We start from the raw sequence: 22,682 nt of genomic DNA, 5'->3' as shown, positions 1-22,682 counted from the left end.
GCCATTTGAAGAATATGGCTTCGGGACAGCTCGGATGAAATTACTGCCGCGATAAACACCGCTACTTCCACTTATAAGACTGCACAGATGCTTAGTCGTTCCAGGTTCGGTAGATCCGCCGCACTTCCCGGAAGGACTGCTTGGGCTTGCGGTATTCATTGACCAGGCCTTTATTGTTAAAGCCGCGGGCCCGGTCCCGGAAATGGGTGCTGCTGCTCTTTAGATCCCCGCGGATGTCGGCAAACTGCCAGATATAGGTCCCGCCGATCTGCGGATCGCTGCGGAAGACGGCCAGTGCCTCAGTAATAATCTGCGCCTGGTAATCCTCGCTGAACAGCCGCGGCTCCCAGCCGACGTCCCCGAACAGCCCAGCCCCGCCGAACTCGGTCATGAGCACGACCCGGTCGCCTGCTCCGAGCTTCCGTGCGCGTTCATGGAACTGCTCCAGCATTCCTTTGAAATTCCCGGCTTCCCCTTCATACCAGCCAAAGTATTTATTAATGCCGATGACATCGAAGAGGGGCAATACAACATCTTCGAGCGGATGCATGGTGGCATAAGTGACCAGCCTGGTGTTATCCAGCTGCTTCACCAGCTGGACCAGATGCTGCGTAAACACGTAGGCGTCCTGCGTGCGGGTGTCGATCTCGTTATGCACCGACCAGAAGATGACGGAGGGATGATGGATATGCAGTCCGATCATTTCTTGGATCATGTTCAGCGCGCGCTCCTGGAAGAGCGGCTCGGCGACGGTTTCATTCGGCAGCATAGCGCCCCAGATCGGAATTTCACTCCAGAACACGATGCCATGCTCATCCAGCAGGTCCAGCCAATACGGGCTTTGCGGATAATGGGAACCCCGCACCGAATTGCAGCCCAGCTCCAGGATGATGTCCAGCTCTTTGTGCATCAGCTTCGGCGGGAAGGCAAAGCCCCATTCTGGATGCTCCTCATGCCGGTTGACGCCCTTCAGATACACCGGTGTTCCGTTGATCAGGACACGGTGATCCTTCGTCTCAATCCGGCGGAAGCCGATGCGTTCGCTTAAGTCGTCATCCGCAATCCGGGCTGTAAGGGTATACAATTCCGGCTGTCCGACATTCCACAGGCGCACCTCGTTCCACAACAGCTCTGCGCTGTAATGATAAGTTTGCCCTGCTTCAATCTGCAATTCTTCCGACAGGACCGGCTGCCCGCCTTCAAGCAATTCGAGCCTGGCCGTCTGTGCCGTCCCCGCCAGGGAACGGATCTTTACCTGTAAATTCACACTTACGTCCGTACCGGTAAGCTCATAGCCGATCTTGAAATGTTCAATATACAAGTCCGGTAAAATCTGCAGCTCGACCGACCGGATGATGCCGCCGTAATGAAACCAGTCTACAAGCTCCGTCGGAATCGTAAGCCGGTCCAGCGTACTGTCCGCCCGGATGACAAGCTCATGCTCTCCCGCCGGCAGGGAAGGAATGACAAACTCAAAAGGGGTATAACCGCCATAATGATAGCCGAGATGCTGTCCGTCCAGGTAGACATCGGCATGGCCTAATATGGCATGGAAGATCAGCCGGATGTGCTGTGTCTGTCCGAGCTCCAGCCTGGTTCTGTACCAGCCGACACCTTCATATTCGAACAGACCCAGCTCGTTATTCCAGCAGGAGGGGACATATACAGATTGTCTGTCTTGTGGAAATCGCTCAAACCAATGCTCCTGAACGCCCACATTCAACGGATCCTTGGCAAAATCCCACGAACCGTCCAAAAGCGCTGTCCTCCGAATGTGATGCTGACGAAAAGTCCTTAACAATGGCCTTCCTCCTCGTTGTAAGCGCTGCTGCCGCAGCGGCTGCAGATTCCTTGATAATATCGAGCGTATCATGTACAGTTCAGGTATTGAATAGAAAAAAACAACAGGCGCTTGTATAAATCGCGCTTACAAAAGCAAGGAGGACGACATCGCTTGCAGGAATTCGGATACAACTTGAACGACCTTATCGTACATATCCACTTTGTACTGGACAAAGTCACCTATCCCGGCTGGGAAGATATCCGCAACCTGGTGAATGTGCACAGCCTGTACTGGATTCACGAGGGAGAGGGGACCTTCTTAACGAACCTGGAACATCAGGTGCAGGCAGGGATGCTTGTATACTTAAAGCCCGGCCTGCATATGTCCATGCGCTCCGAGAGCAGCGCTCCGCTGCGGATCACCATGCTGCTGTTCGATTGTGCCGAGCTGGTCTATGATGCGGTGTGGCAAAATGTATTGCCGGTAGGGAAGCTGGCGCTCCCGTTCATCAGCCAGTTCCATGGCTCGGAAGCCGAAGAATTAAGCGAAAGGTTCCGGGAATTTCATCAGGAATGGTCGCCGGGCCTGCCCGCCGGAACAGCCGTGTCCAAGGCTAAATTGCAGCTGCTCCTGCATAAGCTCCATAGAAGCGCGCAGGCGGATTGGAGCCTGATGGAATCGGGAGCTTTTGCCGCTTTTGAGCAGATTAAGAAGCAGTTGGAGAACAGTGCGAAGGAGAACCTGCGCATCGAACAACTGGCTGAGCAGTACAGCATCTCTGCTTCCTATTTGCGGAAGCTGTTCCTGAAATATACCGGCATGGGCCCGAAGGAATACCATATGCATTTCCGCAACCAACATGCATGCGGCTATCTGGTCTATACAGATTATCCGGTAAAGGAAATCGCCAGGCTGTGCGGGTTCTACGAGGAATATCATTTCAGCAAAATGTTCAAACAATTGAACGGCCTCTCGCCGAGCGCTTACCGCCGCAGCAGAAGAGTGGAAGAGTAATGAAGGCTCCGGCAAGAAAATAGTCCATGAAGTGCCGAACATCATCAATTTCCTTCCGGCCTGGCTTGGGTTACATTGAGGTTAGGTTAACTTGTAAAGGGATCTGTAAGCGACGACAGGAGTGAAGAGAATGGAACAACAGGGAAGAACAACAGCACTGCTCGAAAAAGCATGGAAATTTCAGCCCGACCCCGAAGCAATCGGGCTTATAAAGGACTGGGCAAGGAGCGGCCTGCCGTCTCCTGAGCCGGTAGAAGTGCCGCACACTTGGAACGTGCAGCCTGAAACCGAGAATTACCGCGGGCTCGGCTGGTATGAGTGCCGTTTCCAAGCTCCGGAACTTTCACCGGACAACCGGGTATGGCTTGATTTCGAAGCAGTATACCGCGACGCGGTGATCTGGATTAACGGAGAGCAGGCCGGCAGCCATCTGGATTCCGGGTTCACGGCGTTCCGGATCGAGGCGACCCGGTATATCAAGGCAGGGCAAGAGAACCTGCTGGTCATATCCGTCGACAACGGGAACAGCGATACAGCCCTGCCTAAGGGCAACAGCTTTGACTGGGCCGATGATGGCGGAATCATCCGGGAGGTGTATTTGTCGGTAACAGGCGAAGCAGCCATTGATGCGGTGAGCCTTCAGGCTGCACCGATATTGCCGCATGCCGGACAAACGGAAGCGGCGGGAGTCATTACCGGAAAGGTTGCGCTTCATCAGGCGCTGCAGACCGGAGGGAAGGAGCTGACGCTTGAATTGCTGCTGCAGCAGGACGGCAAGCAGGTATGGGCGGGAACGCAAACGGCTGCTTACCCCTGCACCGGGATTCCGCTGCCGGAGATTAAGATTGAAGGCGCTCAGCTGTGGCATTTTGACCACCCGCATTTGTATGAGTTCACTATACGGGTTGCAGCGGGCGGCGAGCTTCAGGATGAAGTTACGAAGAGCATCGGTTTCCGCGAATTTAAGACGCGCGGCAGCCAGTTTCTGCTGAACGGCGAGCCCGTTAGGCTGGCCGGCGTGGAATGGATGCCGGGCTCACACCCGGATAAGGGCATGGCGGAATCGGAAGAGGATATGAAACGTGTATTGCAGCAGCTTAAGCAGGCCAACTGTGTATTGACCCGGTTCCATTGGCAGCAAAGCGAACGTCTGCTGGACTGGTGCGACCGCTACGGGATTCTCGTCCAGGAGGAGATCCCGCTATGGCAGCAGCCGATGGAGCCTGCCGGAGAGACGGTGACGCTGGCCCAGCGGCAGCTGGCGGAGATGATCTCGCGGCATAACCATCATCCCAGCGTGATTGCCTGGGGCGTCGGCAACGAGCTGGACGGGCAGTCTCAGCAAACCGTTCGTTATGTCAAAGACATGAAAGCCTACATCGGCAGTCTGGATTCCGGCCGGCTGGTCAATTATGTCAGCAACACCGTTCATTTCGATCCGGCTGCGGATGCAACCGGTGCCGGCGATGTCATCATGTGGAACGATTATATCGGGACCTGGCACGGGGAGCATGACATGGACGAGACGGTGAAGAGACTGATTGCGGCCTATCCGGACAAGCCGATTGTCGTTTCCGAATTCGGTCTGTGCGAACCGGCTTTTTCCGGCGGCGATGTGCGGCGGAGCGAACAGCTGCGCGAGAAGATGGACATCTACCGCAAAGTTCCCAATATTGCCGGAATGATCTACTTCAATCTCAACGATTACCGGACGCAAATGGGCGAAGAGGGCGAAGGGCGGATGCGCCAGCGGGTGCACGGGGTTACCGATCTGTCCGGGAATGAGAAGCCGTCCTACCGGCTGCTGGCAGAGGTGTCGTCTCCGGTTAGGCTTGAAGCGGTACACAGCGATTCCGGCAAAAGGCTGCACCTGCGCGTGAGCTGCGCTGGTGATCTTCCTGCTCATTCCGTTTCCGGTTACCGGCTGCTGCTGGCCGCAGCGGAGGAAGCATGGGAACAGAGCTTTGATATTCCGCCGCTTGCACCAGGCGACACAGCCGAATTTATCGTTGAGACGCCAGGGATATCCGGCGGCATTCACGCGGTTGTCCGCAGGCCAACCGGCTTTGAGGTACTGAACCGGCGGATCGGACAATAGCGGAATAAGCTGCATCATCCGGCAGCAGTTAGCCTTTTAGTTTATTCCGGTAATCGGTGGGCGAGAGCCCGTTGATCTTGCGGAACAGCCGGGAGAAATAATACGGGTCCTTGAACCCGAGCGTATGGCAGATTTCCTTGATGCTGAGCGCCGTCAGATCGAGGAGCTGGGTAGCGCGCCGCATCTTCAGCCGGAGGTAATAATCGATCGGGGCGAACCCGACTGAGCTTTTGAAGAGATGGTTGAGATGCTGCTTGGAGACCTGTGTGTACTGGGCGATTTCATCCAGCGTCAGGCTCTCCTCCAGCCTCAAGTTCATCAGATGAATCGCCGATTCGATGTATTGCCGTTTGCGGTCCTCATCTTCGCGCTCCGGAAGGATGCCAAGTGAGCTCATAGCGTATGCAGCAGTCTGCATGGCCAGAATTTGATGCGAAGCAGAGTAGGCACCGCCCGACAGCAGGTCGTAGCATTGATGGAACAAGTCGATGAATTTGTCGGAATCCTGGGCGGCAAGCGTCAGCGGCCCTGACCCTCCCTTAAGCAGGGCAGTATAATCCCCGGCCTGCTCCCCCTTGAAATGAAACCAGTAAATCGTCCATGGCCGTTCAGTCTCTGTCCAGTAGGCATGCGGAGTGTCTGCCGGAATGACGACAAGCTGCCGCTCTCTCAGCGTATGCAGTACTCCGCTGATGGAGACCCGGCCTTCCCCCTCTGCGCAATAGATCAGAATGCAGGTGTCGCAGCCCTCCGGCCTTTCCCTGTAATGATACTGCGCCCGCGGAAAAAATCCGATATCGGTTATGTACAGCATCCGGTTCAGCGGATGGGCGGTAATCTGTTCCAGCAGGTAGGCGGGAAGGACGATGATTTTCTCCGCTGCAAAGCCGTCGGTTTTCTTCATGGGTAGGAAACGCTCCTTCCGGTTAAGTCATGCCTAGTATATCCCGGAACAAGAGAATCGTCCATCATGTTCCGAATTTCGTGAATTGTAGCTCCAGCAGCACTCCTGTAATGTGGAGGTATAAGCCAACTCTACACATAGGAGTGATCATGTTGACTGTACCAAGCCCGCGCACCAAAATATGGGAAGAAACCGTGGAAATCCCGACATACAGCATTGGCGAACCAAACAAAAATCCGATGTTTCTGGAAAAACGCGTCTACCAGGGAAGCACCGGCAAAGTGTACCCGTATCCCGTCATCGAAAAAATCGAGGATGAGAAGAAGCCCGCTCCTTACCGGATCGTCATACTGGAGAACGAGTACCTGCATATTGAAATCATGCCGGAGCTGGGCGGACGCATTTACCGCGCCGTGGACCGGACGAACAATTACGATTTTGTCTATTACAATCAGGTGATTAAACCGGCGCTCGTTGGCCTTGCCGGACCGTGGATTTCCGGGGGCATCGAATTCAACTGGCCGCAGCATCACCGTCCGAATACCTATGGCCCTGTGGAGTACAAGCTGGAGGAGAAGGAGGACGGCAGCGCCACCGTCTGGATCAGCGAGATCGACCGGATGTACGGCACCAAGGTGACGGCAGGCTTTACCCTATATCCGGACAAAGCGTATCTGGAGATTGCGGCACAGCTGTACAACCGCACCCCCGAACCGCAGACCTTCCTCTGGTGGGCGAATCCGGCAGTGGCAGTAAATGACCACACCCAGTCGGTGTTTCCGCCTGATGTAACTGCCGTATTCGACCACGGCAAACGCGATGTCTCGCGCTTCCCGATTGCTACCGGCACCTATTATAAAATGGACTATTCATCCGGCGTCGATATTTCCCGCTATAAGAATATTCCTGTGCCGACCTCATATATGGCGTATAAATCGGATTACAATTTTGTCGGCGGATATGACCATTCGGTGCAGGCCGGGCTGCTGCATGTGGCGAACCATTACATATCGCCGGGCAAGAAGCAATGGACCTGGGGCAACGGGGAATTCGGCCAGGCCTGGGACCGCAATCTTACCGACGAGGACGGCCCGTACATCGAGCTGATGACCGGTGTATTTACGGACAACCAGCCCGACTTCACCTGGCTGCAGCCGTACGAAGAGAAGACCTTTACCCAATATTTCATGCCGTACAAGAACATCGGCGTCGTCAAGAACGCCACAACCGAAGCGGCTGTCAACCTGGAAGTGGACGAACAACGGGGGATCGCGTCAGTATATGTGTATACTACTGCCCGTTATGAAGATGCGGAGGTAGAGCTGGCCGGACCGGGCGGGACGCTGCTGGCTAAACGGTTGACGCTTACTCCGGCGGATACTTATGTGGCAGAGGTCAAGCTGGCTGCAGGAATTCAGGAGCATGAGCTTAAGCTGTCAGTAAGAGAGGCATCAGGCAGCCTGCTAGTCTCTTATGCTCCGCAGCGCAAGGATATTGAGCAGGTGCCGGATGCCGCGAAGCCGCTGCCGGAGCCGGCCGAGCTGGCTACGAACGAGGAGCTGTATCTCGCCGGGCTGCATCTGGAGCAGTACCGCCATGCGACTTTTGAGCCGGAGTCCTACTATCTGGAGGGCTTGAAGCGGGACGAAGGCGATAGCCGGATCAATACCGCCTACGGCACGCTGCTGCTGCGCAGAGGGCTGCTCGCCGAGAGCGAACGCCATTTCCGTAAAGCGGTCAACCGGGTGACCTGGCGTAACCCGAATCCCTACGACGGTGAAGCCTACTACCAGCTCGGGCTCAGCCTGAAGCTGCAGGACCGCCTGGATGAGGCGTTCGCCGCCTTCTACAAAGCGGTCTGGAGCGCAGCGTGGCAGGACGGCGGATATTTCTCGCTGGCACAGATAGCCGCAGGAAAGGGCAATCATGCCGAGGCGCTGGAGCTGGCCGAACGTTCGCTGATCCGTAATGCGCGGAACTACAAGTCGCGGAATATCAAGACAGCAATGCTTCGCAAGCTGGGCAGAACCGCTGAAGCCGAAAGTTATGCGGAAGAGACTCTGCAGCTGGATACAGCCGATTTCGGCGCTCATTATGAACTGGCGCTCATCCGAGAAGCCCCGGGCAGAGACGCGGATTTCCGGTCGGCACTAGATCAGCTGCGGAAGCTGCTGCGCGGCGAACCGCGGAATTACCTGGAGCTGGCATCGGACTACGCGGGCGCCGGACTGTACGAGGATGCCATCAATGTTCTGCTGCTACTGCCCGGTTCCGGAAATCCGCTTGTGGATTATACGTTAGGGTACCTGTACGGGAAGCAGGGCAAAGAAGCTGAAGCCCGCAGACATGTTCTTGCCGGTGGAGAAGCAAGTCCGGATTATTGCTTCCCGAATTCTTTATTCGAGCTGCAGGTGCTGGAGTACGCCGTCTGCGTTAACCCGCAGGATCCCAGAGCCTGTTATTATCTCGGCAATCTGCTCTACGACAAGAAACGCCATCAGGAGGCTATCTCTTACTGGGAGAAGTCCCGGACCCTCGACGGAACCTATTCCGTCGTCCACCGGAATTTGGCGCTGGCCTATTTCAACAAGCTGGGCGACGCGGCCGCAGCCCGCATCTCACTGGAGCAAGCGCTGGAATGCGCTCCTGGTGATGCCCGTGTACTATTCGAACTGGACCAGTTATATAAAAAGCTCGGACTGCCGGCAGCCGAACGGCTGGACATCCTGGAGACCCACGCCGAACTCGTCGGAGCCCGCGACGATCTGTATCTTGAGTATGTCACGCTGCACAACCGGCTCGGCCGGTATGAAGAGGCGCTGAAGCTGCTGACGGCGCGGAATTTCCACCCCTGGGAGGGCGGCGAGGGCAAAGCAACAGGGCAGTATGTGCTGGCGCATGTCGAACTGGCAAAGCGGCATATCGCGGACGGCGGTGATGAGCAGGCTGTGAAGCTGCTCAGGAACGCACTGGTCTATCCGCACAATCTGGGAGAAGGGAAGCTGGCCGGAGCACAGGAAAATAATATTTACTATTATCTCGGCTGCGCCTATGAGAGCCTGGGACAACAGGAGGAGGCGCGGGACGCATTCCGGAAGGCGGCGCACGGCCTGGAGGAGCCTACCAGTGCGATGTACTACAACGATCAGCCGCCGGAAATGATCTTCTATCAGGGGTTGGCCTGGCTGAAATTAGAGAACGGGCATGAAGCCAAACGGCGGTTCAACAAGCTGGTTGATTATGCGGAGAAGCATTTGTTCGATGAAGTGAAGATCGATTATTTTGCCGTTTCGCTTCCGGACTTCCTGGTATTCGATGAGGATTTGGACAGACGGAATGAAATCCACTGCCGTTTCATGCGGGGGCTGGGCCTGCTCGGGCTCGGCAACAGACGCGCAGCCGGAGCGGAATTCAATAAAGCGCTTGAGCTCGATAGCCATCATATGGGGGCCTATATCCATCTGCAGCTGAGCCGATAGCATGATTCCTTGGCTGAAGCGCTGCTGGATGTCCGGCTGTCGCTGGCCATTGAATCTGCTATTACGTCCGGTGCGTCTGTGCCAGGATGAACTCCATTGCTTGAACAGCCCGCTCCAATGCCTTTATTCTTCTTTCCAGCAGCGTTCTTTGCGGGCTGCCGGCCTTAGACTTGACATAGCTGTTTTGTATAACCGGAGTTAGTCCGTATAGAACCTTGCAGGCTGCGGCTAAATCTTCCGGAGTGCATGGAAGAGGCGTTTGATTCCAGACGTTGTCCAGAGCTGCTAATCCGGCGGAAGCAGCCTGGAGCCGTTTCTTGACCAGGGCAGTGTTAGCGCCGCTTTCCGTCATTTGGGTTAAGGCGTTCGCGAGCTTTGAGATTGTTGACTGCAGGGATTGGATGGATTCCATTTGATCTTCACGGGATACCACTTCCATAGGTATACCATCCTTTCATTAATTAAAGACTGCTTTCATGCCTGGCCGGACAGCCCGGCGCATGCTTGCTCCCGGAGACGCATCAGGTAGGATCAGCGGATGGCTCCGGAATCATACAGCGGCGGGCAGTGAAGCCTCCGGTACTGGTTGGGCGTCAATTGTTCATGCTTTTTAAAGACGGTGCTGAAATAATTGGCATCCTCGAACCCGGCCAATCTGGCAATTTCCTGTACGGGCTTCAGCGGATGCAGCAGCAGCAGCTCCTTGCTCTTCTGAATCCGCACGGAATTGATATACTGGAAGATCCGGATATTGGTCGCTTTTTTAAAGAGTGTACACAAATGCTGAGGCGTAATGCCGACCACCCCGGCCATCGTTTCCAGCGTAAGCTGCTGATGAGAATGTTGATGGATATAGTCGAGCAGCGGCTTTAACCGCAGATTGAGGCTGGAGGCGCTGGCGTCAGGAGTGGTGGAGGCAAACTGAACGATACCGGTCAGGAAGGTATATACCTGCGCTGACCACTGCAGTGCTTTCAGGGTGTAATCCGATTGCTGGATATCCATGACGCCTTGAATTTTCGCCAGAAAAAGCTCCGGTCTGGACAGATACATCACCCCAGAGGTCTGCAGCCCGGCCGTCTGCTTCAGAAAAGGCTCCACCATTGCGCCGTCAAAGACAACCCAGTTCACAATCCAGGCGGAGCTGACGGCATAGTACTCATGCGGCACCCCCTTGAACAGCAGCATCGCGTTTCCCTCCTTGACCCGGTAGGTCCGTCCGCCGACCAACAGCTCCCCTTCACCTTCCACACACTGAATCCATTGATGCAAATATCCGCCCGGCCTTACAATATGCTCCTGATTCCAGCGAATCCCCGCGTCGACGAGATAATAGGGGAGCTCTTTATCCTTTTCCGTAATGACCGGCAGCAGCCGTCTATACATGATATCACCTGAATATTTTAATGTAGATATTAATATGGTTAGATTACTCAATGCTAAACACGAAAATCCAATATAAATATAACAAAGTTAAGCGATAGACGATAGTTTTATACCGGAGCGACCTGTACTGACATGCCAGCCGGGTAAATCGGCGGCCGGATATGGCTATATTTTTTAATTTTTTCTTTTTTTACAAATCAATTTTTAGGCATTAAAATGTAAAATGATAGGCAGAAGTTGGTATACCTGTGGAAACGCTTCGCAAAAGGGAGGTGCTCATAAGCAATCACGGAACCGCTGCCCAGCTTAACCGCATACAGCTCTGCTTTTTGTCATCCATTCCCGCTTTCCATAGACACAAAAATCTTCTCACTTCAGGCCGGAATCACTGCCGGCAGCGGGTAGATTCATACGGAATTAGCGGGCCCCATCCTTTCAGGCAGCAATTCAATGGAATGGTTAAAGGAGGATAAGAGATGAGAAAAGAGCTTCAGCCCCGCAAGATCATCGTGCTTGGCGGGGATGGTTTCTGCGGCTGGCCGACCAGCCTGCACCTGTCCGGCTTAGGGTATCAGATTGTCATTGTCGACAATCTGTCCCGAAGGCAAATCGATGAAGAATGCCAGATGAATTCCTTAACCCCGATTCAGCCGATCGGCGTCCGTCTGGATGCCTGGGAAGAGGTATCCGGGCAGCGGATCGCCTATTATCCGCTTAATGTCGCTGAAGACTACGAAGGACTGCTGGAGGTTATCCGGCAGGAGGCACCGGAGGTCATCATTCATTTTGCCGAGCAGCGTTCTGCGCCTTATTCCATGAAATCCTCCCGGCTCAAGCGGTACACGGTCGACAACAATATCAATGCGACACATAATGTGTTATGCGCCATCGTGGAAAGCGGCATGGATATCCATCTGATCCATCTCGGAACGATGGGGGTCTACGGATACGGTACGGCAGGAATGGAGATTCCCGAAGGGTATCTGGAGGTGGAGGTTGCGGGAGTAACCGGAGAGCGGCTGCGCCAGGAGATTCTGTACCCGACGAATCCGGAATCCGTGTATCACATGACCAAATCGCTGGACCAGCTGCTGTTTCTTTATTACAACAAGAATGACAAGCTCCGCGTCACCGACCTCCACCAGGGGATCGTCTGGGGTACCCATACCCGGGAGACGCTGCTCGACGAGCGGCTGATTAACCGGTTTGATTACGACGGCGACTACGGGACCGTACTGAACCGCTTCCTGATCCAGGCAGCCGCAGGCCATCCGATTACTGTACACGGCACAGGCGGACAGACCCGGGCGTTCATCCATATACAGGATACAGTGCGGTGCGTGCAGCTTGCCGTCGAGCATCCGCCGGAAGCCGGGGACCGGGTGCTGATTATGAACCAGATGACAGAGACACACCGGGTGAGAGATCTGGCTGCGCTGGTAAGCCGGCTGACAGGTTGCGAAATTGCGTATGTCCCGAACCCCCGGCAGGAGGCCGCAGAGAATGAGTTCCACGTCAAAAATAATCTGTTCCTGTCCAAGGGACTGCTTCCCATTACCCTGAATGAAGGCTTGCTCATGGAGATCAGCGACATCGCCCATAAATACGCCAAGTATGCCGACAGCTCCAAATTCCCCGCTATGAGCACATGGACCCGGCAGCAGCAGCCCGGAATTCTTCCGGTCGCAGAGGGGACCTTGTAAGCTGCGGAACACACTTATTTTACATCCATTTGATTTGCCTAAACCATCCGTTAAAAGCGCTCTTGTATACATACGTATACAGGGGCTTTTTTGCTGCAGTTACCAACCATTCCGGGGCCGGTTATTAGCTTATCGGCCGCCACCCGCGCTGAGACCGCGCATATGCTGGCCGCACTGCTATCCCGGGAAATGAACCCAAATAAATATAAATCGATTCATATTTAATTAAAGGAATTCTCGCTTCCGCGTCGTAAAGTTAAAGAGAATGAATATCACAAGAAGGATGTGTCCAGCGTGGAAGCGTATTTATTCGTGCATTTTAAAGAGAAGAAGACGCCTGACGGGGAGCAGGTTTATTTCGCGCTCAGCACCGACGGGTTCCATTGGGAAGCGGTGAAGGGCGGCGAGCCTATACTGGAAAGCGGCCTAGGGGAGAAGGGTGTGCGCGACCATACCATTGTCAGAACCGGCGACGGGCGCTTTGTCATTCTCGCCACCGACCTCAGCCTGGCCAACTGCTTCCATACGAAATATCAGAGCAGCTGGGAGAATATTACGAAGGAAGGCAGCAAAAGCCTGTCCCTGTGGGAGTCCGCGGATTTGGTGAACTGGTCGGAGCAGCGGCTGATCCAGCTCGGTGATGACGATTTCGGCTGCCTGTGGGCGCCGGACGTTATCTACGATCCGAACGAAGGGGATTATGTGCTGCACTGGTCCTCCTCTCATGCCTCTAACGACTATGGTCCAAAGGCAATTTATTACTCGCGTACGCCGGACTTCAAGACCTTCAGCGAACCGGCGCTGCTGTGCCGGAAGGAGGACAGCGGAATTATTGACTCGGCCATTTACGAGGAGAACGGCATATTCTACCGTTTTCTGAAGAGCGAAGCCAACCCGGCGACCATCATTCTGGAGAAGGGCGACACGCTGGCCGGCGGAGGTTATACACGGATTCCTGCTTTTGATGAAGAAATGGCCAAGCTGCAGCAGGGGGTATACGAAGCACCCACGGCGTTCCGCCTGCCGGACGGCAAATGGTGCCTGATGCTCGATTTCTATGGCGTAGAAGGGGAGGGGCAGGGGTATGTTCCCTTTGTCGCCGACTCGCTGGCCAGCGGCCGGTTTGTGCGTTCCGACGAAAGCTTCAGCTTCCCGTACGGGTTCAAGCACGGAACAGTGCTGCAGATCACCAAGGAAGAGTATACGCGGATCAAAGAGGCGTTCGGCTCCTAGTCTGTGCAGGATTTGTCCGTAACGTTCAAAAGAAACCGCGCCCCGGGAATCCCCGGGGCGCGGTTTAGCATTTACAGGCTGCTGAATACAATATTGCGCAGTTTGCGGGTAATCGGCATCGTGCCGGCATCCCGCTTCTGGATCATGAACAGCACCGTCAAGCGGTCCTGCGGACTGTTAGTGAAATACGCGCCAAGCCAGCCGTCCCAGCCGTATTCACCCGGGCCGCCGATGAGTCCGGCTTTGCCGGGCTCGGTCATGATGCGCATCTGGTTGCCGTAGCTGTGGCCGCAGAGAGAATGCCAGTTATCAAAGCCTTGCTGCTGACGGCCGGACAGCGCCGCCGACGTCATAAACTGAACCGTCCGCGGCTTGAGCAGCTGTACGCCGTCCAGGCTGCCCTGATTCATCAGCATTGTGGTGAATTTGGCGGCATCGTCAATGGTCGAGGCCAGGCCCGCACCGCCGGACTCAAAGGCCGGCTCCCGGTCCAGCGGATGAACGATGCCCAGGTGGCTTTCGCTGAACAGCTTCAAGCCGCCTTCGCCGTCATCCTGATACGTGTTTGCCAGGCGGTGTCTGCGGTCCTCGGGCAGCCAAAAGCCGGTGTCCTGCATGCCGAGCGGGCCGAAGATTTCCTGCTGCAGAAATTGCCCGTACCGCATACCGCTTACGGCTTCCACAACTGCGCCTAGGACGTCCGCCGAAGTTCCGTACTGCCAGGATGATCCCGGTTCGAAGGAAAGGGGGCCTTGACCCAGGCGGTTCGCAAATTCCAGCGTACTCATCGGGTTATCGCCGAACAGCCGGCCGCCCAGCTCGCGGAACAAGGCATCGGTAGCCTGCCCGGCTTGGTCAGTCCCGCCGTAAGTGAGCCCGGAGGTCATGTTCAGCAGATCATGAATATTGACTTCCCGGGCAGCAGGCACCAGCTCACCGTTCTTCTCGACCTGCTGGTTCTTGAATCCCGGAATATAGCGGCTGACAGGGTCAAACAAGTCGATTTGCCCCCGTTCAAGCAGCATCATGACGGCCGTGGCGGTCACCGGCTTCGTCATGGAATACAAACGGAAAATCGAGTCCCGGCGTATAGGCCGGCCCGCTTCAACGTCGGCCATGCCTTCTTCAAGGTAGAACGCCTCGCGGCTGTCCTTAATGACCATAAAGTTGGCACCCGCGATTTCTTGGTTAGCGATACTTGCCTTCAGGGTTTCTTGTAAGCGGTTGATAATGTTGGAATTCAGCATGTCACGACATATCTCCTTCTGCGGATAAGTTCTTGGATAAAGAGAATTTTAAACGCTTTCGCAGAAGTTGTATAGTGCTTTTGCAGCACGCGCCGTTAATTCGGGATCAGCTGGTTAAGCTGGCTCATCAGCTCATTCACCTGACTGATCGTGTCGGGTATGCCCGTCGATTCAAAGGCCGCTTTGCCCTCTTCCACATTGGCTATGGCCTGATCCAGACCCTGCTGCAGCGTCTCATTATATTCCGCAATCCGCGCATGCAAATCTGCCGCATATTCCGGAACTGGGAGGTTCGCATACTGGGCGCTTTCCTCCTTAAGGGCAGTCAGCCTATCCATTAAATCTTCCCGCGCCTGCGGGTCAGTAGCGGCATCTGCAGCCCAGGTGTTCATCTCTTGGCCGAACTGGCTCAAATCCTGCATATAAGCCGCTGTATCGGTAGCGAAATTCACGCCGTCTCCTACCTGTTCCGCAAACGCGCAGCCCGGCATAATCAGCAGCAGCAGCAGCAGAAAACTAAATTTGTGCTTTTTCATCGCATTCTCTCCTTGCAGTTATTTTAATTTTAAAGTTTAATGTAATTAGTTATACGGGCAAACCGGTGCCGGGTTGCGTCTCTTTGCAGGCGCCGGAACAGTCATCCGGGCATGATTACATAGTGAAGGAGATGGAGCCATGATCCAGAGCAGCTCATCAAGACTCAACGAAGCTCTTTTGCAGGTGCTGAATGTAAGACATACAGCCATAGCTGAGAACATCGCCAACGCCGACACTCCCCATTACAAAAAGAAAACCGTGGAGTTTGAAGACGAGCTCAGACGCGTCATCGAGAGCGGATCGAAAGAGGAACTGGAGATCAAGCGTACTCATCCAAAGCATTTGCCGGTTAACGATCCCAACACTGCTTATATCCCCTACCGGGTGGTCCAGAACAGCGAAACTTCCATGAACAACAACGGTAACAACGTGGACATGGACCTGGAGATGGCAAATCTGGCCGAGAACCAGCTGATGTACAATTACCTGGCAGACCGGGTAAGCGGACATTATTCAAAAATGAAAAATCTGCTGCAGGATTTAAAATGATCCGGCAGGAGACAGGCTGTGAAAATCAACCCATGCTTCAGGGGTTGATTTTTTATTGCATAAAGCGTACATCATGAATCCGGATTACAGGGATGAGGTTGAGGGTAAACATTGTTAGCCAAGAACAAAAATCCATTGATGGAGGCTTATGCGATGACACAACTGAACAGGAATCCCGCGGCAGCGATTGTGGGAATGGGAACTGCCCTGCCGGCCTATTCGATTACCCAGCCGGATATAGCGGAGCTGATCGCTTCCTCGCTTCAAGACCGTCCGGACCTGGCGCGCTTCGCCAGAAGAGTCTTCAAATCCTGCGGAGTCGAGACCCGGTACACCTGCGACGACAGTTACCTGGGTTCAGCAGAGAACTGCCGCTATCTGCCTTCAGGTGATAAGGGCCACATCCCGGCTACGGAAGAACGGATGAAAAAATATCAGCAGGAGGCGCCTCCCTTAGGACTGGAAGCCGCAGCAAGAGCCCTGCGCGATGCCGGGCAATCCGCCGGCGATATTACCCACCTGATTACCGTCAGCTGCACCGGCCAGTATCTGCCGGGTCTGGACGTTGAGCTGATCAGGCAGCTTGGGCTGCCGCCGCGCGTGAACCGGCTGCCGCTCATCTTTCAGGGCTGCGCAGCCGGCCTGAAGGCGATCCAGTTGGCCCGGGATGTCGTCCTCGGCACTCCCGGTTCCAGGGTGCTGGTCGTCTGCGTCGAGCTATGCACCCTGCATTTCCAGCCGGTCAAGGACCGGGGAGCCTTGCTTGCCGCCTCCTTCTTCGGCGACGGTGCAGCCGCATGTGTGATCGCTGCTCCGGAAGCTCATCATACCCATTACTTAGACCTTGGGCGCGGGTATTCGGTGCTGCTTCCGGATACGACGGAGGATATGACGTGGGAAGTAGGCGATACCGGATTTGACCTGTATTTATCCCCGCGGATACCCGAGTTACTAGGCATCCATCTGGAAGCGGAGCTGGCCATGCTGCTGGGAGACACAGGACGTCCCGAGCTGTGGGCGGTTCATCCGGGCGGACGCGGCATTGTCGATTCCGTTCAGAGCGTAATGCAGCTGAGCGATGAAGAGACAAGATACAGCAGAGAGATTCTGCGGACGGCCGGCAACCTGTCTTCGGTCACCATCCTGTTTGTACTGGAGTCCATGCGGCAGGACATGAGAGCTAAGGAAAGTTCCGCCCGGGCCGGTGTAGCGATGGCGTTCGGTCCGGGTCTCACCGCGGAACTGATGAGGTTCTCCTATGTTCCGGCATATACTCCGTCCGCCAAGGAGCAGGACCATGCCATTCTTTAGGACACTTGCGGTCCGGGCCAAGGAAGAGGAGCTGATGGATGATTTCTCCATGGGCGGGGAAGACCTGCGGGAAGCGCTGAAGCACCTGAGGAGGCTGAACCGGATTTTTGCCGCACCGGGTCCTACCAAGGATGGTGTAGAGAAGCTATGGCAGACCAGCGGCCGTCCCGGCACACTGAGTATTCTGGATGTGGGGGCAGGCTCGGGCGACGTGAACCATAAGCTTCTGCAATGGGCGGATGAGCAGGGAATCGGGCTGTCCATCACTCTGGTCGACATGACCGAGGAAGCCTGTGAGGAAGCGAGACTCCAGTTTCTACATGAACCGAGAGTGAAGGTGCTGCGGGGAGATCTCCGCGAGCTGGCCGACGCCTCTGCTGACATTGTTACGGGCTCGCAGTTTGTCCATCATTTTGATGGCCAGCAACTGGTGGAGATGGTGTCCCATATGCGGAGAGCCTCCCGGTACGGCGTTGTAATCAACGATATCCACCGTCATCCGGTGTCATATGCAGCGGTCTGGATTGTCACTCATCTCATCTCGCGCAATCGGTACATCCGGCATGACGGGCCGCTGTCGGTGGCCAAAGGGTTCACGGACAGGGACTGGCAAGAGCTGAAGCACAGGCTGCAGTCCGATTCAATGACCTATACCTGGAAGCCGCTGTTCCGGTACTCGGTAGTTATCCCTAACGCTTGAAACGGATCAGTGTATCTTAAGCAAAGCAGGTGAACGCAGAATGTTAAAGCCAGTGGATGTTATCGTCGCCGGAGCGGGAATCGCCGGCAGCAGCAGTGCGATTCAGCTTGCCCGTCTCGGTCACCGCACGGTTCTGCTGGACCGGCAGGAATTTCCGCGGCACAAGCCCTGCGGAGAGTTCATGTCGCCGGAAACGCGGGAAATGCTGGAGGTGCTCGGCCTCGATCTTCCGAGTCATAAGCTGGCGCCGGTCTCGATGGACAAAGCGATGATTATTCTGCCCCATGGCGGTGAGATCAGCGCTCCTCTGCCGGGGCCGGCCATCGGCATCAGCCGTTATGAACTGGACCGGCTGCTGCACTTGGAGGCTCAATCGGCAGGCGCTGAAATTGTTACGAAAGCAGCCGTGACCGGAATCCGTAAGCTGGACGGCGGCCTTTATGAAGTGGAGGCAAGGCAGGACGGCGGGAAGGTGCGTTATCAGGCCAGGGCTGTCATCGGTGCCTATGGAACGAAGAAGCCCCGTGACCTTGCATCGGCCGACGAGGAAGCTAAGAAGGACACCGTTTACATTGGATTAAAATCGCATTATAGCGGTATCCGGACACAGAATCAGGTAGAACTCTATTTCTGCAGCGGAGGCTACGTCGGAATATCTGCGGTTGAAGCCGGAAAAGCCAATGTCGCTGCGCTGCTGACTCTGGATTCGGTGCAGGGAAACGGAAAATCGGTGACAGAGATTCTGCAGGCGGCAGCCCGGAGCAATCCCCGTCTGGCTACGAGGCTTGCCAGCGGAACCCCGATAGCCGGCTCCCAGGTATCGATGGCACCCGTCCGCCTGTCGGAGGTTCCGCAGCCATGGTCCGACTTCCCCCATATCGGAGACGCGATGCTCATGATTCCGCCTCTGTGCGGGGACGGAATGTCCATCGCGCTGCGTTCCTCGCTGCTGTGCTGTGCCTGGAGCGACAAGTACCTTAAGGGAGCACTCAGCTACGATCAGTGGCAAAGCGGGTATAGCAAAGAAGCCGCCGCCGAGTTCTCACGGCTGCTGAAGCGGGCAGGAATGATACAGAAGCTGGCATTCGCCAGAACGAACCGGTTGTATCCGGGCCTGGCCCGGATGTTCCCCGGGTTGGCGAGGTACGTAGTGAAAGCTACAAGGTTGTCGGAAACCGGGATGGCCCGGCAGTAGTATACGGGAGACAGCGACCTAAGCAAGCCGCCCTCCGGGAGGCGAAACAGACGGTAATGATGTGTCCCTGGGCGTGATGGAAAGCTACCGGCATTCCAGACGGAGAAAGGGAAATCTACGGCATAGTAAGTAACCCGCAAGCTCCAGCTAGCGGGTTATTTGTGTTATTTTACGCTCATGCGCTGCGGATCCCTTCAGTGTTTTATCATCGGCACAAGATACAATAAAATGGTTGAGTGCGAAAGCCAAAGAAAGGAGAGCATCGGTGTTGCATAAGCTTAAGCAGGTGATTTGCTTTATACAGAAATAACATATTTGTTGCACTATTAATGTAGAGCAAATACATACAGGAAAGAAGGCAGCAGATGAGTGCTTTAAATCAGGATGTCGGCAGCATTGTTTCACAGAATAATCAGGCAGAGAGAAAAATGTTATCTCCCAAGTGGTGGGTCATGCTGGCGTATAATTTATGGAGTGATCTGTCGGTTCGCTTGAAGCTGTATCTATTGGTTTCCATTGGTCTCATCTCCTTTACGGTAGCCATGGTTTATTTGGTCGAAACCGGAAAACGCGATATCAACAACCTGACCACCGTTCTATACAGCGCAACCATCCGCTCCACTACAGAGCTGGTAGATGCGGATAAAAATGCACAGCACATCTTGCTGGAGCATAAGAAATATACATATACCGGCGGGAATTCCGGTTCCGAGACAACTGCTGCATCCATGGAACCCGTCATAAACAAAGTAAGTATGGCCAGAGATGAGCTGAAGCAGTTAGGGGTACTGGATAAAATCCTTTATAGGGATACCAATAAGACCTTGAACATGCTGTTCGATGATCTGGACATACAACTGGCAGACTGGTCATCCGAGATCACGAAGCCCTCCGCCTCCGAGGAAGCACTGGACGGGCTGTTCACAAACATAGGCTCTACAATAACTAAAATCACTTCTTCATTAGAAAGTTATTCCAAAACACATATTCAAGCCGCCGAGCAAGAAGCTCTACGCAAAGAGAGATTCGGACTTGCCATGTTAGTTGTGGTGATGCTGGCGACATTGGTGCTGGCAGGGTTGACGATCAGACATATCGTGAGTACATTGCACAGTGTAAATACCAAATTGACAAAGGTCACCAGCGGCGATTTGACGGTGGCGCCCGAGCAAAGCTATTCGCAGGACGATCTCGGGCAGCTGTCCAAATCCGTTGACACTACGGTCATGGATTTGCGAAAGATTATATCGCTTATTATGGCTAACGCTACCGTTACGGAGCAAGCCATGCATTCAGTAGTATCAGGATCACAGGCGGCCTCCGAGAAAACGGACAGTGTGGTAAGCAGCATGGAGAGTATGTCCATCAGTGTAACAAGCCAGTTTACGGGGATTATGGAAACCGGCCGTGCGGTGGAAGAAATGGCCGCTGGGGTTAACCGGATAGCCGAAACGACAACCCAAATTGCGGATAATTCCACGGCGATGAACACTTCGGCCACACACGGTCTGGAATCGGTTTTGTCGTTAATAGCGCAAATGTCCGATATTTTGGAAGCAAATTCCACCTTGGAAAATGTCGTTTCCTCTTTAAGCAGCAAATCCGCTGAAATGAATCAGATTGTATCCAGCATCTCGGGTTTTGCGGAAGACACCAACCTGCTGTCTTTAAATGCTTCTCTTGAAGCGGCCCGGGCCGGGGAACATGGCAGAGGGTTCCTGGTAGTGGCTGCCGAGATGCGGCGTTTATCGGATAACTCCAGACAAGCTGCCCAGGAAGTCAGCACAATTTTGAGCGAAACCGTCGAAGATATCAGGAGGGCTTCCACTCTGATGCATCAGAGTGCCGAAGTGACCCGGCTCGGAAACGCATCGGCAGCGGAAGTAAATGCTATTTTTCAGACAATTATAAGTTCGGTCGCGTCGATCACCAGTCAACTGCATGAAGCATCCGCTGTAACTGAGCAAATGTCTGCTTCGTCAGAGGAGGTGGCCGCAACTATGGGCGAGCTGACTAACGCCGCAGATGCCGTATCTGGAATGGTAGGCTCGGTAAACACGGCGGCGACGGCCCAAAAGGCTGTATTATCCGATGTAGTCCGTTCTTCGGTTAATCTGGAGCAAGTGGTAGCCGAGTTGAGAGCTTCCGTAGATTCGTTCAGGCTTTAACCTAAACAATTCCAGTATTCCAGTGAGCCGCACCTGCATTACCAGATCTCGGATGGAGCCGATCTGTTCGGCTCCCGTTCCTTAAATATCCGCTGGAAGGATGGCCTCCGGCCAATGAAAGGACAGAAGGTCAGAGGCTGAGAATCCGGGCGAATACAAGCAAGCCTCTGCGGCCGCAGAGGCTTGTCCGGTCTTCATGCAATTAATGGTCAACTCCATGAAACAGCGGCACGACGCTGCCGCTAACATCTGCAGCTGCCCGGGCGGATCCGCCGTCAGCACTGACGACTGCAGCATTGACACTTACCAGAGTGGTAACAATCAGGATAAAGGCAAACACTTTTCTCTTCATTTCGATTTCCTCCCTAGTCAATGATTTCTTGCATCAAGCCCAGATACTTGTCCCGCTGTCCGGAGGTTGCCTGGTTGCGGAGTTTCTCGAATAGAGCCGCTGACTTGCGGAACCCTGTATCGTCTTTCATCCTAACCGACGTTGACAAAGCAAGCAGAAGATTGTCTATAGCTTCATATATCTTTCCGTTTAAGGAAAAATATTTGGCTACCAAATAAATGTAATCTATATAATACCGGATATTTCTCTTCGTTTCGTTCTGCTGATCCATGGCCATGATCCGGTCTTTGAACTCATTTAAGATATCGTCCACATTGTATTCATGCTTGATTGCAGACTCCAGAATGTAGATGATTCCCGGCAAGACCTCCTCATCGTTATGTCTCAGGAGCGCCAGATAATCGGGAAGAATGGCGGTATTTCCTTCTTTCAGTTCAATCACATATTGGTTGGCTCTGGCAATTTCACGGTAATACTCAACCTCGGCGTGGCTGTCCTCATCGATATCCTTGATCCAACCGAGTTCCCCATACCTGGAAATACATTCTCTCGCTTCGACATAACGGCCTAATTTCTCAAGGGCAATGCCCTTCAAACACATACTGTACCCGAAGTAATACACGATGCTCCGGTTTAAACCGAAGGTGCTTACCCGTTGCCCGTTAGCATGTTCATACTGGATAATGCTGTAGAAACGATTAACCTCGCAGAGCAAACGATCGGCAATTTGCAGAATTCCGTCCCAGTTCTCCAGTGTAAAGGATGCCCGCAGCATCTGAACCAATGAATCAGCGTTGATCCCGTTTAGATCTAACTCCAAATAGATCCATCCTCTCGCCAATAGTGACAAACAACGCTTCATACTCTTCCATCATATGCTAAATTATGCACTTCTAATGTTTATTATTTAATATTTAACATTATCCGTATGTGAGCATTGTCACGATAAATAGAAATTTTATGTATAGAATTGATCTTAAATAATTGCAGCAAGCATACTGACTTGTAGAGTCAAATCCGGCA

Annotated in this window: 18 protein-coding genes; 10 read left to right on the top strand and 8 right to left on the bottom strand. The window is 54.1% G+C overall.

Features of this window, described 5'->3' with window-relative positions; genetic code table 11:
• Positions 1–91: 91 nt before the first annotated feature.
• Entirely contained in the window at positions 92–1,756 is a 1,665-nt protein-coding gene (locus F1381_RS21865) for a glycoside hydrolase family 2 TIM barrel-domain containing protein (RefSeq protein ID WP_246188149.1), read from the bottom strand.
• Positions 1,757–1,954: 198 nt separating this feature from the next.
• Here F1381_RS21865 and F1381_RS21860 point away from each other — a divergent pair, with 198 nt between their 5' ends.
• Both F1381_RS21860 and F1381_RS21855 read left to right on the top strand, forming a co-directional pair.
• Entirely contained in the window at positions 1,955–2,797 is an 843-nt protein-coding gene (locus tag F1381_RS21860; RefSeq protein WP_151736968.1) for a helix-turn-helix transcriptional regulator, read from the top strand.
• A gap of 130 nt (positions 2,798–2,927) precedes the next feature.
• Positions 2,928–4,895, top strand: coding sequence for a glycoside hydrolase family 2 protein (locus F1381_RS21855; RefSeq protein ID WP_151736967.1), 1,968 nt, complete (start codon positions 2,928–2,930; stop codon positions 4,893–4,895).
• A gap of 28 nt (positions 4,896–4,923) precedes the next feature.
• Here the strand turns inward: F1381_RS21855 and F1381_RS21850 are convergent, their stop codons facing one another.
• A complete protein-coding gene (locus tag F1381_RS21850; protein ID WP_151736966.1) occupies positions 4,924–5,799 on the bottom strand; it encodes an AraC family transcriptional regulator in 876 nt (291 codons plus the stop codon).
• Between the two features lie 152 nt (positions 5,800–5,951).
• On the opposite strand from F1381_RS21850, the gene F1381_RS21845 reads away from it, so the two are divergent.
• Positions 5,952–9,278, top strand: a complete 3,327-nt coding sequence (locus tag F1381_RS21845) for a DUF5107 domain-containing protein (RefSeq protein ID WP_246188148.1) — start codon at positions 5,952–5,954, stop codon at positions 9,276–9,278.
• Positions 9,279–9,339: 61 nt separating this feature from the next.
• Here the strand turns inward: F1381_RS21845 and F1381_RS21840 are convergent, their stop codons facing one another.
• Together F1381_RS21840 and F1381_RS21835 are read right to left on the bottom strand one after the other, a co-directional pair.
• Positions 9,340–9,717 carry a hypothetical protein gene (locus F1381_RS21840; protein WP_151736964.1) on the bottom strand — a complete coding sequence of 126 codons (378 nt, stop codon included), beginning with the start codon at positions 9,715–9,717 and terminating at the stop codon, positions 9,340–9,342.
• Positions 9,718–9,809: 92 nt separating this feature from the next.
• Positions 9,810–10,664 carry an AraC family transcriptional regulator gene (locus F1381_RS21835; protein WP_151736963.1) on the bottom strand — a complete coding sequence of 285 codons (855 nt, stop codon included), beginning with the start codon at positions 10,662–10,664 and terminating at the stop codon, positions 9,810–9,812.
• Positions 10,665–11,140: 476 nt separating this feature from the next.
• On the opposite strand from F1381_RS21835, the gene F1381_RS21830 reads away from it, so the two are divergent.
• Both F1381_RS21830 and F1381_RS21825 read left to right on the top strand, forming a co-directional pair.
• Positions 11,141–12,367 carry an NAD-dependent epimerase/dehydratase family protein gene (locus tag F1381_RS21830; RefSeq protein ID WP_151736962.1) on the top strand — a complete coding sequence of 409 codons (1,227 nt, stop codon included), beginning with the start codon at positions 11,141–11,143 and terminating at the stop codon, positions 12,365–12,367.
• A 294-nt stretch (positions 12,368–12,661) separates the two neighbouring features.
• Positions 12,662–13,600: a glycoside hydrolase family 43 protein gene (locus F1381_RS21825; protein ID WP_151736961.1), complete on the top strand. Its 939-nt coding sequence runs from the start codon at positions 12,662–12,664 to the stop codon at positions 13,598–13,600.
• Positions 13,601–13,671: 71 nt separating this feature from the next.
• Here F1381_RS21825 and F1381_RS21820 read toward each other — a convergent pair whose 3' ends face one another.
• Complete coding sequence (locus F1381_RS21820) at positions 13,672–14,847, bottom strand: serine hydrolase domain-containing protein (protein WP_151736960.1); 1,176 nt, start codon at positions 14,845–14,847, stop codon at positions 13,672–13,674.
• Between the two features lie 95 nt (positions 14,848–14,942).
• Complete coding sequence (locus F1381_RS21815) at positions 14,943–15,383, bottom strand: DUF6376 family protein (RefSeq protein WP_151736959.1); 441 nt, start codon at positions 15,381–15,383, stop codon at positions 14,943–14,945.
• 139 nt (positions 15,384–15,522) lie between these two features.
• On the opposite strand from F1381_RS21815, the gene flgB reads away from it, so the two are divergent.
• The 5 genes from flgB to F1381_RS21790 all read left to right on the top strand — a co-directional run bounded on the left by flgB (position 15,523) and on the right by F1381_RS21790 (position 21,307).
• Positions 15,523–15,933: a flagellar basal body rod protein FlgB gene (gene flgB, locus F1381_RS21810; protein ID WP_151736958.1), complete on the top strand. Its 411-nt coding sequence runs from the start codon at positions 15,523–15,525 to the stop codon at positions 15,931–15,933.
• A 153-nt stretch (positions 15,934–16,086) separates the two neighbouring features.
• Positions 16,087–17,244 (top strand): type III polyketide synthase, encoded by a 1,158-nt coding sequence (locus F1381_RS21805; protein WP_151736957.1) that lies wholly within the window; start codon positions 16,087–16,089, stop codon positions 17,242–17,244.
• Entirely contained in the window at positions 17,231–17,944 is a 714-nt protein-coding gene (locus F1381_RS21800; RefSeq protein WP_151736956.1) for a methyltransferase domain-containing protein, read from the top strand. The genes F1381_RS21805 and F1381_RS21800 overlap by 14 nt, the downstream gene beginning before the upstream one ends.
• A gap of 40 nt (positions 17,945–17,984) precedes the next feature.
• Positions 17,985–19,139, top strand: coding sequence for an NAD(P)/FAD-dependent oxidoreductase (locus F1381_RS21795; RefSeq protein WP_151736955.1), 1,155 nt, complete (start codon positions 17,985–17,987; stop codon positions 19,137–19,139).
• A 365-nt stretch (positions 19,140–19,504) separates the two neighbouring features.
• Positions 19,505–21,307 (top strand): methyl-accepting chemotaxis protein, encoded by a 1,803-nt coding sequence (locus F1381_RS21790; protein WP_151736954.1) that lies wholly within the window; start codon positions 19,505–19,507, stop codon positions 21,305–21,307.
• 202 nt (positions 21,308–21,509) lie between these two features.
• On the opposite strand, the gene F1381_RS28445 is transcribed toward F1381_RS21790, so the two are convergent.
• Together F1381_RS28445 and F1381_RS21785 are read right to left on the bottom strand one after the other, a co-directional pair.
• The gene (locus F1381_RS28445) at positions 21,510–21,659 is read right to left on the bottom strand and encodes a hypothetical protein (RefSeq protein ID WP_187355510.1); all 150 of its coding nucleotides are present in this window, start codon (positions 21,657–21,659) and stop codon (positions 21,510–21,512) included.
• A gap of 13 nt (positions 21,660–21,672) precedes the next feature.
• Entirely contained in the window at positions 21,673–22,479 is an 807-nt protein-coding gene (locus F1381_RS21785; RefSeq protein WP_151736953.1) for a DNA-binding protein, read from the bottom strand.
• Positions 22,480–22,682: the final 203 nt, after the last annotated feature.

This window comes from Paenibacillus tengchongensis (genome assembly GCF_008973665.1).
Taxonomy (GTDB): Bacteria; Bacillota; Bacilli; order Paenibacillales; family Paenibacillaceae; genus Paenibacillus_AQ; species Paenibacillus_AQ tengchongensis.
Note: the sequence above shows the minus strand (reverse complement) of the source record. Positions and strands in the feature narration are given on the sequence as shown.